The sequence below is a fragment of the Alphaproteobacteria bacterium genome (genome assembly GCA_017308135.1).
In the GTDB taxonomy this organism is placed as follows: domain Bacteria; phylum Pseudomonadota; class Alphaproteobacteria; order CACIAM-22H2; family CACIAM-22H2; genus Tagaea.
Genome location: JAFKFM010000008.1, coordinates 278,767 through 294,178, shown reverse-complemented (window position 1 = coordinate 294,178; position 15,412 = coordinate 278,767). Strand labels below are relative to the sequence as shown.

The 15,412-nt window shown below is 64.4% G+C and carries 15 protein-coding genes; 3 read left to right on the top strand and 12 right to left on the bottom strand.

The genetic code is table 11. The features are described 5' to 3' along the window. Positions 1-5: 5 nt before the first annotated feature. Entirely contained in the window at positions 6-560 is a 555-nt protein-coding gene (locus J0H39_09735) for a hypothetical protein (protein ID MBN9497027.1), read from the top strand. On the opposite strand, the gene J0H39_09730 is transcribed toward J0H39_09735, so the two are convergent. The 3 genes from J0H39_09730 to J0H39_09720 are packed head-to-tail and all read right to left on the bottom strand — an operon-like array spanning position 554 to position 3,407. Beyond that, positions 554-1,498: a 2-hydroxyacid dehydrogenase gene (locus tag J0H39_09730; protein ID MBN9497026.1), complete on the bottom strand. Its 945-nt coding sequence runs from the start codon at positions 1,496-1,498 to the stop codon at positions 554-556. The two genes, J0H39_09735 and J0H39_09730, sit on opposite strands and share 7 nt — an antisense overlap. A 3-nt stretch (positions 1,499-1,501) precedes the next feature. Beyond that, positions 1,502-2,269 (bottom strand): 4-hydroxy-2-oxo-heptane-1,7-dioate aldolase, encoded by a 768-nt coding sequence (locus J0H39_09725; GenBank protein ID MBN9497025.1) that lies wholly within the window; start codon positions 2,267-2,269, stop codon positions 1,502-1,504. A gap of 28 nt (positions 2,270-2,297) precedes the next feature. Further along, positions 2,298-3,407: an NAD(P)/FAD-dependent oxidoreductase gene (locus J0H39_09720; protein ID MBN9497024.1), complete on the bottom strand. Its 1,110-nt coding sequence runs from the start codon at positions 3,405-3,407 to the stop codon at positions 2,298-2,300. Positions 3,408-3,471: 64 nt separating this feature from the next. Between J0H39_09720 and J0H39_09715 the strand changes: the two genes are divergently transcribed. Continuing rightward, positions 3,472-3,954, top strand: a complete 483-nt coding sequence (locus J0H39_09715; GenBank protein ID MBN9497023.1) for a hypothetical protein — start codon at positions 3,472-3,474, stop codon at positions 3,952-3,954. Positions 3,955-3,957: 3 nt separating this feature from the next. On the opposite strand, the gene J0H39_09710 is transcribed toward J0H39_09715, so the two are convergent. From J0H39_09710 to ppa, 6 genes are all read right to left on the bottom strand, one after another. Next, complete coding sequence (locus J0H39_09710; protein MBN9497022.1) at positions 3,958-4,224, bottom strand: hypothetical protein; 267 nt, start codon at positions 4,222-4,224, stop codon at positions 3,958-3,960. Next, the gene (locus J0H39_09705; GenBank protein MBN9497021.1) at positions 4,221-4,958 is read right to left on the bottom strand and encodes a hypothetical protein; all 738 of its coding nucleotides are present in this window, start codon (positions 4,956-4,958) and stop codon (positions 4,221-4,223) included. The genes J0H39_09710 and J0H39_09705 overlap by 4 nt, the downstream gene beginning before the upstream one ends. A 109-nt stretch (positions 4,959-5,067) precedes the next feature. Then, on the bottom strand, positions 5,068-5,979 hold the full coding sequence (locus tag J0H39_09700) for a glycosyltransferase (protein MBN9497020.1): 912 nt from the start codon (positions 5,977-5,979) through the stop codon (positions 5,068-5,070). After that, a complete protein-coding gene (locus tag J0H39_09695) occupies positions 5,976-6,941 on the bottom strand; it encodes an NAD(P)-dependent oxidoreductase (protein ID MBN9497019.1) in 966 nt (321 codons plus the stop codon). The genes J0H39_09700 and J0H39_09695 overlap by 4 nt, the downstream gene beginning before the upstream one ends. 45 nt (positions 6,942-6,986) lie before the next feature. Continuing rightward, positions 6,987-7,205, bottom strand: a complete 219-nt coding sequence (locus tag J0H39_09690) for a hypothetical protein (protein MBN9497018.1) — start codon at positions 7,203-7,205, stop codon at positions 6,987-6,989. A gap of 92 nt (positions 7,206-7,297) precedes the next feature. Further along, the gene (gene ppa, locus J0H39_09685) at positions 7,298-7,858 is read right to left on the bottom strand and encodes an inorganic diphosphatase (protein ID MBN9497017.1); all 561 of its coding nucleotides are present in this window, start codon (positions 7,856-7,858) and stop codon (positions 7,298-7,300) included. Between the two features lie 245 nt (positions 7,859-8,103). On the opposite strand from ppa, the gene J0H39_09680 reads away from it, so the two are divergent. Further along, a complete protein-coding gene (locus tag J0H39_09680; GenBank protein MBN9497016.1) occupies positions 8,104-9,351 on the top strand; it encodes a class I SAM-dependent methyltransferase in 1,248 nt (415 codons plus the stop codon). Positions 9,352-9,354: 3 nt separating this feature from the next. Here J0H39_09680 and J0H39_09675 read toward each other — a convergent pair whose 3' ends face one another. The 3 genes from J0H39_09675 to J0H39_09665 all read right to left on the bottom strand — a co-directional run bounded on the left by J0H39_09675 (position 9,355) and on the right by J0H39_09665 (position 15,317). Continuing rightward, entirely contained in the window at positions 9,355-10,860 is a 1,506-nt protein-coding gene (locus tag J0H39_09675; GenBank protein MBN9497015.1) for a diguanylate cyclase, read from the bottom strand. Positions 10,861-10,954: 94 nt separating this feature from the next. Continuing rightward, positions 10,955-13,183 (bottom strand): EAL domain-containing protein, encoded by a 2,229-nt coding sequence (locus tag J0H39_09670; GenBank protein ID MBN9497014.1) that lies wholly within the window; start codon positions 13,181-13,183, stop codon positions 10,955-10,957. Continuing rightward, positions 13,164-15,317, bottom strand: a complete 2,154-nt coding sequence (locus J0H39_09665) for a HAMP domain-containing histidine kinase (protein MBN9497013.1) — start codon at positions 15,315-15,317, stop codon at positions 13,164-13,166. The genes J0H39_09670 and J0H39_09665 overlap by 20 nt, the downstream gene beginning before the upstream one ends. Positions 15,318-15,412: the final 95 nt, after the last annotated feature.

Genomic DNA, 15,412 nt, shown 5'->3' with positions numbered 1-15,412 from the left:
AGTTTGTGCCTCTCCCCGTCACGCCGCAAGCGTGGGATAAGGGCAACATGGAGCGTTTCCTCGACACCACCGCCGGCGATGCGCAGTTCGCCATCGGCGCTTTGCTGTTGCTGCGCTTGATCGAGTACACGCGCGCGCGGCGCAATGCGGAAAACCTAGCGGCGTCGGGCGCCGTCGAATACGGGCGCGGCAATCACCAGCGGCTGGCGATCCTGCACGGCGTTTGGCTCTTCGCCCTCACCTACACCGCCGTCGAAACGCGCGGATTGTGGTGGCCGGCGTTGATCGCCTTCGCCCCGGTCGTGGTGTTGCGTCTATGGACGCTGCAAGCACTCGGCGAGGAATGGAGTTTGCGGCTTTTCGCGCCGCCGCCGCCCGCCAAGCTGCGCCGCCGGATTTTCTGGACGACGCTGGCGGAGTTCGCCCTGTTGCCTTTTGCGTTCGGCGCGTGGCTTTTGGCGCCGATCTTCGTGGCGGCCGGCGCGTGGATTTTGCGCGAGCGCGCGGCGTTGGAGGATCGCGCCGCGACGGGCGCGATCCCCGAAGAACCGGCTCAATAAACCGGCGTCAGCGGCTTCTGGCCGTTCTTGACCGCGACCAGATTGTCGACGACGAGATTGCCCATCGCGTCGCGCGTTTCGTTGGTGGCCGAACCCACATGCGGGGCGAGCGCCACGTTGTCGAGCGCGAGCAGCGCTTCGGGCACGCGCGGCTCGTCGGCGAACACGTCGAGACCCGCCCCCGCGATGGCGCCGGTTTTGAGCGCTTCGATCAGCGCCGGTTCATCGACGACCGAGCCGCGCGAGATATTGACGAGATAGCCTTTCGGGCCCAGCGCCTTCAGCACGCGCGCATCGATCATGTTGCGCGTCGCCGCCCCGCCCGGCGTGATGACGACAAGCACGTCGCACCAAGCCGCCATATCGGCGATATCCGCGAAATACTTGAACGGCACGTCGGCCTGTTTGGAGCGCCCGTAATAGGCGATTTCCATATCGAAGCCTTGCGCGCGCTTGGCGATCGTTTTGCCGATGCGTCCCAAACCGGCGATACCCATCTTCTTGTGATGGACGGATGTCGTCAGCGCCTGCCCGCCCTTCAGCCAGCTGCCGTCGCGCACGAAGCGATCGGCTTGGGGAAATTTGCGCATCGCCCCCAGCACCATGCCCATCGTCGTGTCGGCGACGCAATCGTTCAGCACGTCGGGCGTGTTGGTGACCGGCACCTTCGCGGCCTTGGCGGCGGCGATGTCCACGCCGTCGTAACCCACGCCGAAGCACGACACGATTTCGAGCTTGGGCAGCGCCTGGAAGACTTCGGCCGGCACCCAGCCGCCGCTCGCCGCGACGAAACGCGTGTCGGGATGCGCTTTGATGAACGCCATGCGCTCGGCCGGCGTCGTGGGCGCCACCAAAACGTTGAACTCGGCGTTAAGGCGTGCGGTTGGCGTCGCGCGAAGCGATGTGAGGAGGAGGCAATCGGGTTTGTTCGCCATAATGCGTTACTCCTTGAACCGCTTGATCAGCGCATCGGCGCCGCGCGCCAGAATGCCCATATCGGCCCCGACCGCGACGAATTGGAAACCTTCGGCGAGGCGCTTTTTCGCCTCTTCCTCGTTCGAGGTGAGATATCCCGCCGCCTTGCCCGCTTTGCGGATCGGCCCGACGGCCGAGGAAATCGCGGCCTGCACATCCGGGTGCATCGGATTGGCGAGATGGCCCATCGACGCGGCCAGATCCGACGGCCCGATGAACACGCCGTCGACACCGTCGACCGCCGCGATCTCGGGCAATTGCTTCAGCGCTTCGACGGTTTCGACCTGCACGAGCACGCAGATCTCCCGATGCGCGGTCTTGAGATAATCCTTGATGCGGCCGAAACGGCCCGCGACCGTCGACGTCGCCACACCGCGAATGCCATTGGGCGGATAGCGCGTCGCGGCGACGGCCTTGCGCGCTTCCTCGGCGTTCTGCACGAAGGGCACGAGCAAGGTCTGCGTGCCGATATCGAGCAAGCGCTTGAACAGCACGGGATCGTTCCAGGCCGGGCGCACGATCGGCGTGGCCGAGCCGCCGCGCAACGCGCGCTGGATCGCCAGCACGTCCGGCGGTTCGTTGGGCGAATGCTCGGTGTCGATCAGGATCCAGTCGAACCCGGCATCGGCGATCGCATCGGCCGCCATCGGCGAGCACAGGCTGCACCATAGGCCGATTTGCGGGCGGCCCTCCTTCAGGGCCTTCTTGAAGGCGTTGACCGGTAGATCGACCATGTTGCGCGTTCCCTTCGTTTGTTCTTCGTCAGCGTATCGCGGCCGCGATGCGCGCCACTTCGGCGGCGATCGAAGCCGAACTTGTGAGCCCCGGCGACTCAATCCCGTAAAGCGCGATCAATCCCGGCACGCCATGCGTTTCGGGACCTTGGATCACGAAATCGGGGTTGGGCGCGCCGGCCGGCACGATCTTCGGCCGGATCCCCGAATAGGCGGGGATGAGCGCGCCGTCCTTGAGGCCGGGCCAATATTTGCGGATCTCGGCATAGAAACTGTCGCAGCGCGACGGATCGACGTCGAAATTAATCTCATCGATCCATTCGACATCGGGCCCGAAGCGCGCTTGCCCGGCAAGATCGACCGTAATGTGTACGCCCAGCCCGCCGGGTGCGGGAACCGGATAGATCAGCCGCGAAAACGGCGACTTGCCTTGCAGCGAGAAATAATTGCCCTTCGCGTAGTAAAGCGGCGGCACCGTGTCGGGCGGAATGCCGGCGATGGCGCGGCCCAATTTGTTGGCGCCAAGCCCGGCGGCATTGACGACCAGCGAGGCTTTAAGGCGCATCGGCGCCGCCCCGCCCGTTTCCAGCACGATGCCGTCATTGGCGACCTGGCCGCCGAGGACCGGCGTTTCGAAAGCGATGGCGGCGCCATTGGCCTCCGCGTCGCCCTGGAAGGCCAGCATCATCGCGTGGCTGTCGACCACGCCGGTCGAGGGCGAGCGCAAAGCCGCGTGGCAGGACAGCAGCGGTTCGATCTTGCGCGCTTCGTTGCCGTCGATCAGTTCCAGATCGTCGACGTCGTTCGCCTCGCCCTGTTTTTTGAGCTTTTCGAGATAGGCGACCTCGGCCGGCGAGCTCGCGACGATCAGCTTGCCGCAATTCCAGGCGCGGATTCCGCGCTCGGCGCAGAATTGATAGATGAATTTCTTGCCGGCGACGCAGTGCTTGGCCTTCAAACTGCCGGTCGGGTAATAGATCCCGGCATGGATCACCTCGCTGTTGCGCGAGGAGGTTTCCGTACCGATCGCGTCGGCCGCCTCCAACACCACGACTTCGCGCCCGGCCAACGCCAATTCGCGCGCGACGGCGAGGCCCACGACACCCGCCCCGACGACGGCGCAATCGATCGTTTCGATATCGGACATAACCACTGAAATCGAGAGAAGTTGAAGAATCCGCCGGGCAAGGTAGAACAGTGCGATGCGTCTGAAAACCCTCATCCTCGCCGGTACGGCGTTGCTCATATCGGCCTGCGCGCCGTTTTATCCCGGCCCCGAAGGCGTGCCCGTGATGGGCGTGCGCACGTTCTTCGGCCCCGACCATGTCTGCTCGCTGGGCATTTCGCCGCCGATCGAGCTCGATCGTTCGCCCGCCAGCGCCGCGCGTTATCGCGTGCGCTACACCAATATCAGCGTGTTGATCGCGCCGTCGTTCGAATACGAGGCGCCGGCCACCACGCCCGGCCGTATCGCGGAAGGCACCTACGCCGATTATCGCGGGCCGTGCGTGGGCGAAACCTCGTCGTCGCAATATCGCGTCGAAGTGCTGGCGCTGGACGCCAATGGCCGCTCGCTCGCCTACGGCTATGCGATCACCGTCGCGCGCAATCCCGGCACCATGACGCGCGGGCCCGTTTCCGAACGCCCGCGCATGCCGCGTCCGGCGGAAGAAACGCGCCGTTAGCGGTCAATCCTGATACGGGCCGGGTGCGGCGTCGACCATGGCGCCCCAAATCGGGCCGACGACTTCGCCGGGTTTGCGCTGGCCGTAGACGATGGCTTTCTTCGCGGCCTCGTGCATCTCGCGCGTCGGGTATTTCGGCACGATGACGAAGCCGGCTTTTTCCAAAGCCTGGATCGCGGCGACCGCCTGCTTCGTGTAATTCTCGAAGAAATACCTTGTGTCGGCCGCGCGGATCGCTTTGGCCAGAATGGTCTCGGGCGTATCGCTCATTCGAACAGCTTGTCGATATCCGCTTGGGAGTTGGTTTTCTCGAGGTCCTGGGGCCCATGCAGCACGATTCCGGCCCCTTCGTCGACGATATGGGTGGCGCCGTCTTCGGGCGACGTTTCGCGCTCGATTTCGCTCGCTCCCCAAATCTCGAGCATGTTCTGCACGCGCTCTTCGATGAAGGCGAGCGTGCGCACGACCTTGTTGATGCGTTGGCCGGTCAGATCCTGGAACGAACAGGCTTCGATGATGCCCGTGCACAGATCGCCGATTTCGCCCATGCGCGAAGACGCGTAATCGTCGAGCTTGGTCGAGCCCAGTTCGCGCACGATCTCCTCGATCTTTTCCACGCCGTCGAAAATGCGCGTCGTCGCGTCTTCGGTCTGCGACACGACCGACGAGAGCTCGAACGTCGCGGAGCTGAGCTTGTCTTCCTGCGACAACGGATGACGCAACGCGCCGATCTCGCGCTTCGTCTGCTCGATGCGCGAGGCGATGCCCGTCACTTCGTTGCGGATGCGCTCGATCTCGGTGTGATCGACGTTGAGGAACCCGTCGAGCTTACGCCCGAGATCCTGAATCTCGCCGCGCAGCGATTCGATCGCCAAAGCCGTGTTGGGATCGGCCTGGGCGACGATCGTTTCCGGTACGGGCGTCGCACGCCCATTGGCGAGCGGACGGATGTCGCGCTTCAGATGCTTCTCGGCCGTAAAAATCGGTCGTTGCGGTACCGCCATGGCGCGCCTCGTGAAATCGCGGGTCATACCCCCATTTCTACGAGGGAAACCTTATGCAAAGATTATCACGCGGGTCGTTCGCTTGGCGCGGGATAAAAAATACAAGCCGCTAGAAGGGTTTCGCCAGCAGCGCCTTGGTCCCCGCCCCGACCACGATATTGACCGGGCTGGGGTCGAGGGCGGCCAGCCATCGCAAATAGTCCAAGGCTTGGGCTGCCCGTCCGAGCCCGATTTTGGTCCGGTGATTGAGCCCGACGAGGCTGAGCCCGCTTAAAATCCGCAAATCGAGGATTTTGCCGGGATTGCGCAGCGCGATCGTCGTGGCGTCGCCGCCGGCGAGCTGAACAAGGTCGAGGGCGAGATCGAGATTGATCCCCGTCTCTTCGACACCCCAGGCCGCGTCGAAATGCTTGCCCCACAGGCCTGCGAACCGCGCGAAATCGGCTTCGCGCGAGCCAAGCGCCTTGTCCGGCGCCTCGCCGGCATTGCCGCGCGTCGGGATATCGACGATCGCCGCATCGCGCAAAATCTCGCAGCGCCCGCCCGAAATCCAAATCTTCAAGGCGAGGTCGGGGTCGGCGTAATGCTTGCGATAGCCTTCGTCGAAGCGGCCGACGCGATCGAGATCGGCGCGCCGCACGGCGAAATAATACGGATAGAAATGGCCGAACACCGTGCCGATATAATTCTCGCCGCCGACGACGCGCGGGAATCCCACCATGCCGCCCGGTAGCGTCTCGAGCTTGGCCAGCGCCGCGACCAGCGCGCCGGGCGTCAAACGCGTATCGTCGGAAACGAGCGCCACCACCTCGCCTTGCGCCGCCGCGAAACCGGTATTCGCCGCCGCGATCGAACCGCGCGGGCTGGTTTCGGGCACCCAGCGCACGTCGCCGCGCGCGGGATCGAAGGGCGACACGACGACGATTTCGTGCGGCACGTCGCCGGCCGCCGATTTGGCCGCGTCGATGGCGCCGGGCAGCAATTCGGCGAAGATCGTCGGCAGAACGACGGAGAGTTTCATGGCGCGGCCGCCCCGGCGGGACGATTTTCGCGCCACCACGCGATCGTGCGCGCGATGCCGTCGTCGAGTGCGACTTGCGGCGCCCAGCCAAGCTCGGCTTTCGCTTTCGCGCAATCGAGCGCGATGGTGACGGGGATCGACGGCTTCGCCGGATCGGTTTCGATCGTAAGATCGCGGCCTGTACCCCGCACGATGCGCCGCGCGATCTCGATCACCGGCAGCGCTTGGCCCGAGCCGATATTGTAGAGCGCGTAAGGAACGGATTGACGCAGAAATGCCGCCTTCGTCGCGCGCGCCAGATCGTCGGCGTGAATGAGATCGCGGCCTTCGGCACCGTTCCCCCACAGCACGATCTTGCCGTCTTGCGCGGTCAGCGCTTTGGTCAATGTCGCGCCGAACATATGGCTGCGGCCGAGATCGAATTTGTCGTAAGGCCCGTAGACGTTGGAATGGCGGAACACGGTGAAGCGCGTGCGGCCCAACCCGGCGTACCAGGCGCACATGCGTTCGAAATAGACCTTCGTCGTTCCCGCCCCGACATAGGCTTTGTGCAACGGCGCGCCCGGATCGAAATCCGCTTCGCTTTGCGCGCGGTCCTTCGACGCGTACATGATCGAGCACGAATACCAAAGCAGATGGCGGACGTTCAGCCGATGCGCGGCCGCGAAGATGCGCGAATTCATCACCTGATTGTCGACGACCATCGACAAGGGATCGGCGAGATGAGCCGCGGCCCCCGCCGTGGCCGCCGCCGCGTGCACGACCATGTCGGCGCCGTCGAGGGCGCGCATCACGTCCGCTTCGCGCGTGAGGTCGGCTTGGCGCCATTCGACGCGCGGATGCGCCCATTCGGCGCGCGTGTTGCGCACCGCGACGACGTTGAACGCGGGATCTTCGGCGAGATGACGGGCGATGTTGCGGCCGACGAAGCCGGTCGCACCAAGGACGACGACACGAGACATAGGCGGGAGCTTACAAGTGCCGCCCGATTCCGTCAGTTCGTGAGATTAGATTTGAATATCGACCTTTTGACCGCGGCCGGTCAGCGCGGTCGCGGAGGTGTCGCTTTCGGGCGACGCCGCCGCCTGCACGCCGCGCGAAATGATCTGCGCGGTGTTGTCGGTCACTTCTTTCGTGACCTGCTTGAACTGCTCAAGCTTGTTCAAGCTCGCTTGGATGACCGGATAGAAGGTCGCGGAAAGACCGGTAAGACCGTTGGCTGCCATCGGAATTCTCCGAAGCTCTGGTTTCTAAACCGATCTTCCCGCCAAACCCGATCCAAGTCATCAAGTTTCGCGTGGAACTTATTTAAAATGCATCACTTTTTCGCGGGAGAACGACGCTTGGTCTTGGCCCGCTTGGCGCGCTCGATGCCCTGGCGGATCAAACGTTCGGCGCCCTTGGTATCGAGCCATTTGACGATCGTGACCCACTTGTTCTTCTCCAAGTCCTTGTAGTGCTTGAAGAAATGGGCGATCTGCTCGAGCAGGATCGGCGGCAGGTCGTCGTATTCTTTGATGCCCTTATAGAAAGGGTGCAGCTTGTCGACCGGCACCGCGATGATTTTTTCGTCCGGACCGGCTTCGTCCTCCATCAGCAAGGCGCCGATCGGGCGCGAGCGGATGACCGAACCGGGCACCACGCGCGCCGGGCCGACCACGATCACGTCGACCGGGTCGCCATCGCCCGACAGCGTGTGCGGGATGAAGCCGTAATTGGCCGGATAAAACATCGCCGTGTGCAGGAAGCGGTCGACGTAAAGCGCGCCGGAGGCTTTATCGAGCTCGTATTTGACGGGCTCGCCGCCGGCCGGCACTTCGATGATCACGTGGACGTCGCTCGGCGGGTTCGGGCCGATCGAGATTTTGTCGATGTTCATAGCGCTGGAGTCCCTGGGAAAAGGAGGCGCACCATAGCGATTTTGCGGCGCAGCGAAAACTGTGCAGATGCAAAAAATCGCGGATCATTTTACCGAAGTTCCGGCTTGCGGAACAAATTTTACCGGTACCCACGTAGTTATTCGGACTTGCCCACCCCTTGTAGGACTTTAGAACGATCCCAAGATTTGAAAGATACGGGCTCCCGGCCCTTCCGCCGTTCATCCGCGCGCGAGGAGACGATCCGATGTTGCTGTCGAAATTTTTGGAACCCTTCGTCCGTTCGGGCGAACTCACGGTCATCGACCCCAGCGGTGCGCGCACCCAGTTCGGGCGGCGCGACGACGCCACACCGGAAGACGAACCACCGGTCGTCATCCGCATCGCCGATCGGATGACCGGCTTCAAGCTCGGGCTCAATCCGGGCCTTTACGCCGGCGAAGCCTATATGAACGGCACGCTGACGATCGAACGCGGCACGATCTACGATCTGTTGGCGCTGGTGACGCGCAATATGGGGATCGCCGTACAAGGCGGTGCTTTCGACAAATGGCGCCATCGGCTAGGCCCCGTGCTGCGGCCGCTACAACAATTGAATTCGCTCGCGCGATCGCGGCGGAACGTGGCGCATCATTACGATCTGTCGCGCGATCTCTATCGCCGCTTCCTTGATCGCGACATGCAGTATTCCTGCGCCTATTTCGAACGCCCGGACATGACGCTCGACGAAGCGCAGATCGCCAAGAAGAATCACATCGCCAAGAAGCTGCTGCTGCGCGACGGCCAGCGGGTGCTCGATATCGGCAGCGGCTGGGGCGGTTTGGCGATCACCCTCGCCCGCCAGGCGCGGGTCGAGGTGCTGGGCGTCACGCTGTCCAAGGAACAGCTCGAATACGCGCGCATCCGCGCGGCCGAAGCGGGTGTGGCGAACCGCGTGCGTTTCGAGCTCGCCGATTATCGCGAGATCAAAGGCCCGTTCGATCGCGTCGTCTCGGTCGGCATGTTCGAACATGTCGGCGTGCCGAATTACGACACGTATTTCGCGAAGATCCGCGATCTGCTGGCGCCGGACGGCGTGGCGCTGGTGCATTCGATCGGCCGCGCCGACGGGCCGGGCGTCACCAATCCATGGATCCGCAAATACATTTTCCCGGGCGGCTACTCGCCCGCCCTTTCAGAGACGCTGCCGTCGATCGAGCGCACGGGCATGTACGTGACCGACCTCGAAATCTGGCGCCTGCATTACGCCGAAACGCTGCGCCATTGGCGCCAGCGCTTCCACGCCCAGCGCGACGAGATCGCGAAGATCTACGACGAACGTTTCTGCCGGATGTTCGAATTCTATCTCGCCGGCAGCGAATGCGCGTTTCGCTACCAGGGGCACATCATTTTCCAAGCGCAATTGTCGCGCTCGGTTTCGGCCGTGCCGGCGACGCGCGCCTATCTTTACGACGACGGGGCGAAAGCCGCCGCCGGCCTGGCGCGCGCATCGTGAAGTCTAGACCGTGTTGATATCCGCGTAGCTGCGGATCGTGCCGCGGCCGCGCGACTTGGCGACATACATCGCCTCGTCGGCGTATTGGATCAGCAGCGGCAGATCGCGCGCGTCGTCGGGATAGACGGATATCCCGATGCTGCATCCGGCGGCGAGTTCCTTGCCTTCGAACACGACCGGCGTCAGCAGAATAGCGATCATACGCTCGGCGAGTTTGCCGGCCATCGCGGCGTCTTCCAGATCGCCGAGCCCGACCAGGAATTCGTCGCCGCCCAGGCGCGCCAACGCGTCCTTCTCGCGCGTCGATTGGCGCAGCCGTGCCGCGGTCTCGATCAGAACCGCATCGCCCGCGCGATGGCCGTGCGTGTCGTTGATCGCTTTGAACTTATCCAGGTCGATCAGCAGGATCGCGACCCGCCGCCCGCTCGCCTCGGCTTTCGCGATCTGATCGCGCAACAGATCGAGACCCGCGCGTCTGTTCGCAAGACCGGTCAGCGCGTCGAGATTGGCGAGGTCGGTGATGCGCCGCGCCTCGACCGCCCGCGCCGCTTCCGCATTGCGATCCGAACGCCGCAGCATGACGAACGCGGCGGTCGCGAAACCGATCAACACCAGCGAGACGAGCGCCACGACCGTGGCGCTACGCCAGGATTCCCGTATCCACGGCTCGAGTATCTCGTCGACCGAAATCGCAACCGACACGACCAGCGGCGAATTGTCGGATTTCCGGTAACTGAAATAGCGGCGCTTACCGTCGATCGGCGAAAGCAATACGTAGGTGTCCGCCGGGGCGCGGGACAAACGCTCGCGGTACAGTTCGGATTGCGAAAAGTCGCGCGCCATTTCGCTCGCGACGAACGGCCGGCGGACGAGCAGCGCGCCGTTCAGCGTGAGTAGCGCGATGGAACCGTCGCGGCCGATGTCGATACGCTCCAGTTGACGCAGGAAGTACTGCATATCGATCGACACGACCACGAGGCCGACGAAAGCGCCGGCGCCATCGAACAGACCGATCGTGACGGGGATCAGCCAACTCGGCACCTGCATGCCGACGACTGGCAAGCCGATGCGCGGCGCCCGGTCGCCCGAATTGGCGTGGTAGTGGAAATATTCGCGGCTGGAAAAATCGACCGACCCCGGCAGCTCCATCGCCGAAGACGCGAGTACCTTACCCTGCCGATCGAGCACCCGGATATTCCGGATACTGCGCGAACCATGCGCCAGGGAGACGAGAATTTGGCTGAGTTCGCGGTCGGCGCTGCTCTCGATGCCGCGCCGCGCGACCAGTCCGGCGGTCAGCAACACGGCCGCTTCGGCCGTCGTGAACACGCCTTCGACCGTCTGGGTCAAGGTCAGCGCGACGTTTTCGAGGTAGGTCCTGGCGTTGCCTTCGGTCCGTTCGCGCTGTTCCAATATTCGAAGCGTTTCGCCCGCCGCCAGCGCCAAGCAGGCTGCGATCGCGACCGCCAAAATGCTGTAATGGCGAAATCCGGCTATTCTCAACATCATGCGACGGGGGCGTACACGCTCAGATTGGCGCATACAATAGGGATTAAAGACGATCCCGCCCGTCCGCGCGACCTGGAATTTTTCCGGTTACCCGTCAGGCGCGGATTTTGGCGCCGAATGTGCTGTCAAATCCGTCGATTTCCGCCGGTTTTCCGAACAAATAGCCTTGCGCCACTTCGCAACCCAGGAACCGCAAGGCTTGGCGTTGTTCATCGGTTTCGACGCCTTCGGCCACGCACCCCACGCGCAAAGTCAGGGTCATCGCGAGGATAACGGCGGCGAGGCTTTCGCGCGCGGTCGCCACGGTCAGCGGCGTCACGAAGCTGCGATCGATCTTCAGCGTATCGATCGGGAAATCACCGAAATTGCCGAGCGACGAATAGCCCGTGCCGAAATCGTCGAGGGCGATGCGGAATCCCGCCTTCTTCAAAATATGCAGCTGATCGATCGCCCAGGGCGTCGCTTGCATCGCCACACCTTCGGTCACCTCGAACTCGACCGTCGACGGCGAAAGCCCGGCGCCATGAACCCGCTCGATCAGCCGCGCCGCGAAACCTTGGCGGCCGAGATCGATGGGCGAAAGATTGACCGCGACCGGCACGGCGGCGGCGTCGGCTTTGGCGCGCGCGCGCGCCCAGCGGCCGATCTCCGCGACGACGAAATCGGTCAGCGGCTCGGTCAAGCCCGACGCTTCGGCGATCGGAATGAATTCGACCGGCGACACCGGCCGCCCGTCGTAACGCCAGCGTAGCAGCGCTTCCGCGCCGATGACGCTCCCGCTGGCGATATCGACTTTGGGCTGGAGATGGACGGCGAAACCCTCGCCGCTCGGCGCCGCGCGCTTCATTTCGCGCTGAAGCGTGAAACGGCGGTCGGATTCCGCGCGCATCGTCGCGTCGAACACGACGCTTTCGTTGCGCCGCGTGCGGCGCACATGCTGAAGCGCGGAAGCGAGCGCACGCATCGTCGCGGCGGTATCCTCGCCCGGCGCCGCGTCGAGATCGAGCAGCGCCGCCGTCGCGGTCGAGGCGATTTCCACGCCGTCGGTCGTGTAGGCCGCCGTTACCAGCGCATGCAGGCGTGCGGGATCGAGATGCGTCTTCTCGCCGATCAGCGCGAAAGTGCCGTCGCCGATCATCGCCACGACCAGCGCCCCCATCTCGAAATCCGCGAGGGCGGCATAGATCGCGCGAAGATAGTTGCGCGCGATGCGCAGCCCGTAACCCGCGACGATGCTGGCGTGGGATTCGAGATGAACCAGCGCGATCCGCCCATCGACCGGATCGACGGCGAAGCGCTCGCCCAACGCCGTTTCGAAGGCGTTCAAATTCGGCACGTCGAACACGGGGTCGACATGCGCCATATGGTCAAGGCGGTCGATCAGCGCCTGGTTCTCGAAGCCGATCGCGATATTGGTCGCAAACAGCCGCAGCAAGGTCCGGTCGGCGTCGGCGATTTCCCCGCCCGCTTCGATAACGGCGATCAACGCGCGGCCGGGCTCGGTGCCGAAATGCATCATCATAAATCCGCCCTCGACGACCGGATCGCCTTGGCGCGGAAATTCGGCGATCAGCCGGGCGAGCGTCCGGTCGGGCAACGCCGACAGCGGCCGTCCCGCATAGGCGGCGAAACTGCCGGCGGCGCTGACGATCATCGCGCCGTCGTCCGCGCCTTGGCCGCCATCGACGCAGACCAGCCCGTTGGGCGCCACGCGCAGCAACGCCGCGATCTGGGTCAGCACGCCGCGCGAGAACAGTTCCAGATTCGTACGCGTGAACAGCTTGGTGGCGCTTTCGACGATCATCTCGAGCCCGGCGCGGCTGCGGCTGATCGTGCGGATCTGGTCGTAGGCGCGGATCGTCGCGGTCAGGACGGTCAGCAGCCGCGTTTGGGTCAATTCCGACTTGGTGCGGTAGTCGTCGATCTCGTAGGACGAGATCACCGATACTTCGGGCGCGTAGCCGGGCTGTCCGGTGCGCAGCACGATGCGCATCTCGCGCATTCCCGCCTCGCGCAACTCGCGCACCAAACGCAAGCCCGCATCGGGCGATTCCATCACCACGTCGATCAAGGCGACGGCGATATCCTTCACCTCGCCCAGTCTCGCCCAAGCTTCGGCGGCCGAGTGCGCGTGCACGAGTTCGATCGGCCGGCCCAGCACGCGCGCGCCGTTCAAAGCGAAACGCGTCGTGGCGTGAACGTCGTCGTCGTCGTCGACGACCATGACATACCATGGCCGCGCGGCACCGGCGGCCCCCGAACGTTCGGGGGCGCCGTCTTCGGGGGCGAGCTCCAGCAGATCGTCAGCCGGCGCGTTTGGCATGTCCGACATCGTAAGTCCCTTCGAGTTGCCCTTGCGCGCCGGTGGGCGCGCGCAAGGGGATGCGCAAGGTCATCGTCGTGCCGTGTCCGACTTCGCTGTCGACGCGGATCGTACCGCCCAAAACCTTCGTGACGATGTTGTGGACGATGCTAAGGCCGAGGCCGCTGCCGCCCTGCCCCAGCCTTGTTGTGAAGAATGGTTCGAAAATCCGGTCGCGCAACCCGGCGGGAATGCCTTTTCCGCCGTCGCGAACCGAAATCTCGATCGCATCCGCGCCGCTTTGGCGCGCCGCGATGGTGATCGCGCCCGAATTGCCTTCGCCGATCCCGTGGATCTGGGCGTTGCCGACGAGGTTCAGCAGCACCTGGCCGAGCGGCCCGGGATAGGAATCGAGCGGCGGCTTGACGTCGATATCGGCGTTCAAGGCAACGCCCGCGCGCGACAATTGGGGCGCCATCGTGCCGGCGATATCGCTGACCAGCTCGTCGATGCGGAACACGCGCCGCTGTTCGCTCGTTTGATCGACGGCGACGCGCTTGAAATGCTGGATGAGGTCGGACGCGCGTTGCAAGCCGCGCATCAATATCGCCGTTCCGTCGCGCAATTCGTCGATCAGCCGTTCGAGGGAGGATTTGCGCACCTGCCCCGCCGCCAGTTCGCGCGCGAAACCTTCGGCGCGCTCCGACAGCGTGCTCGCGACGGTGACCGCATTGCCGATCGGCGTGTTGAGTTCGTGCGCCACGCCCGCGACCAGTCCGCCGAGATTGGCCAGACGCTCGACGCGCGCGAACTCCGCCTCCATGCGCATCTTCTCCTCCAGCGCCAGCACGCGCTCATGCGCGGCTTGGGCGGCACTTTCGGCAAGCTCGCGCTTCTCGTTCTCGCGCAATTTCTCGCGCCGATGGGATGCGAGGGCTTCGGCTTCCAGCAATTCGCGTTCGATGCCGGACGTTTTGAACACCTGGACGGCGCGCGCCATCGCGCCGATTTCGTCGCCGCGCGCCAGAACGGGCACTTGCACGGCCCAATCGCGCCTCGCCAGCCGGTTCATGATCGTGGTCAAGGATTCGAGCGGCCGGATCACGCGCCATTCGAGCGCCAGAAACGCGACGATCGCGGCCGCCAAGATCAGCGCGAAAATGATCGACGCCACGATCACGCCTTCGTCGGCCTTCCGTACGGCCGCGTCGGCCTGGGCGCGCGCGGTTTGCGAGGCGACGGCCGTCATATTCAGCACCACCTCGATCCCCAGCGTCGCAGTATCGAACCATTGCGTCGCGTTCATCGGATAGGCCTGGCCCGTGCGTCCGGACTGAATCGCGGCGTCGCGCGCGCGCTGGAATTCGGCGTCGAAGATCATGCGTGTCGTCGCGATATCGGCGGACACGTTCGACGCGATCAATCGGTTGCGCAGCAGATTGTTGATCTGCCCGTTGGCGCGCAGGATCGCGCCGTCGAGCAGGTCGAGATCTTGGATGGTGCGCAGCATCAACGGCTCGTCGCGCGCGATATGCGCCCCGATGATCGCGCGCTGCCGGCCGGCGAACTCGCTGATCGCCCAAAGCTCGTTCTTCAGCGGCACGAAGCCGTTCAGCACGGGCTGGGCCGACAGCGCCCCGAAATCGAGCGCCAGACGCAGCGCGTTGGCGCGATCGATGGCGCCCGTCACCTCGTGGAACCAGGCGTCGACGCGATCGCGCGGCCGTTCTTGCGCCGGCAGGGTCATCAAACCGTCCGCCTCTTCGCGCGCGCGCAGCAGACTTTCTTGCGCGGCTTCGGCTTCCCCGCGCGCCAGCATCCAATCGGGCTGCGGCGGGATCGCGCGCAGTTTGACCAGCGCTTCGGCCAGCGCCGTATCGCCGGCCACGCGCGCCACATCGATCCCGTCGCGCGTTTGCTTGGGGATCGGTTCGGGCCGGTTGAGGGCGACGGCGGTCATCCCGCGTTCGCGCGCGCGCGCGGCCGTCGCCTCGATCAGCAGGTCGGAGATCGCGTTGCTCCGCTTCGCTAGCAGCGCCACTTCGCGTTGCCGGACGGCGTCGAGCGACATGTCGATCGCGAACCACAGCGCGATCGCCGTGTTGATGCCCAGCAGCGTTAGAAGCGTAAAGCGGAGACTGGCGGAAAATCTCATGCGCCGTCCTTGCGCCGGCCGGATCGGCGGCGATCGATGAACGGCTTTTTCGAGTTTTCGCGCGGACGAGGCGTCATGCGTTCTCCGGGCGATCG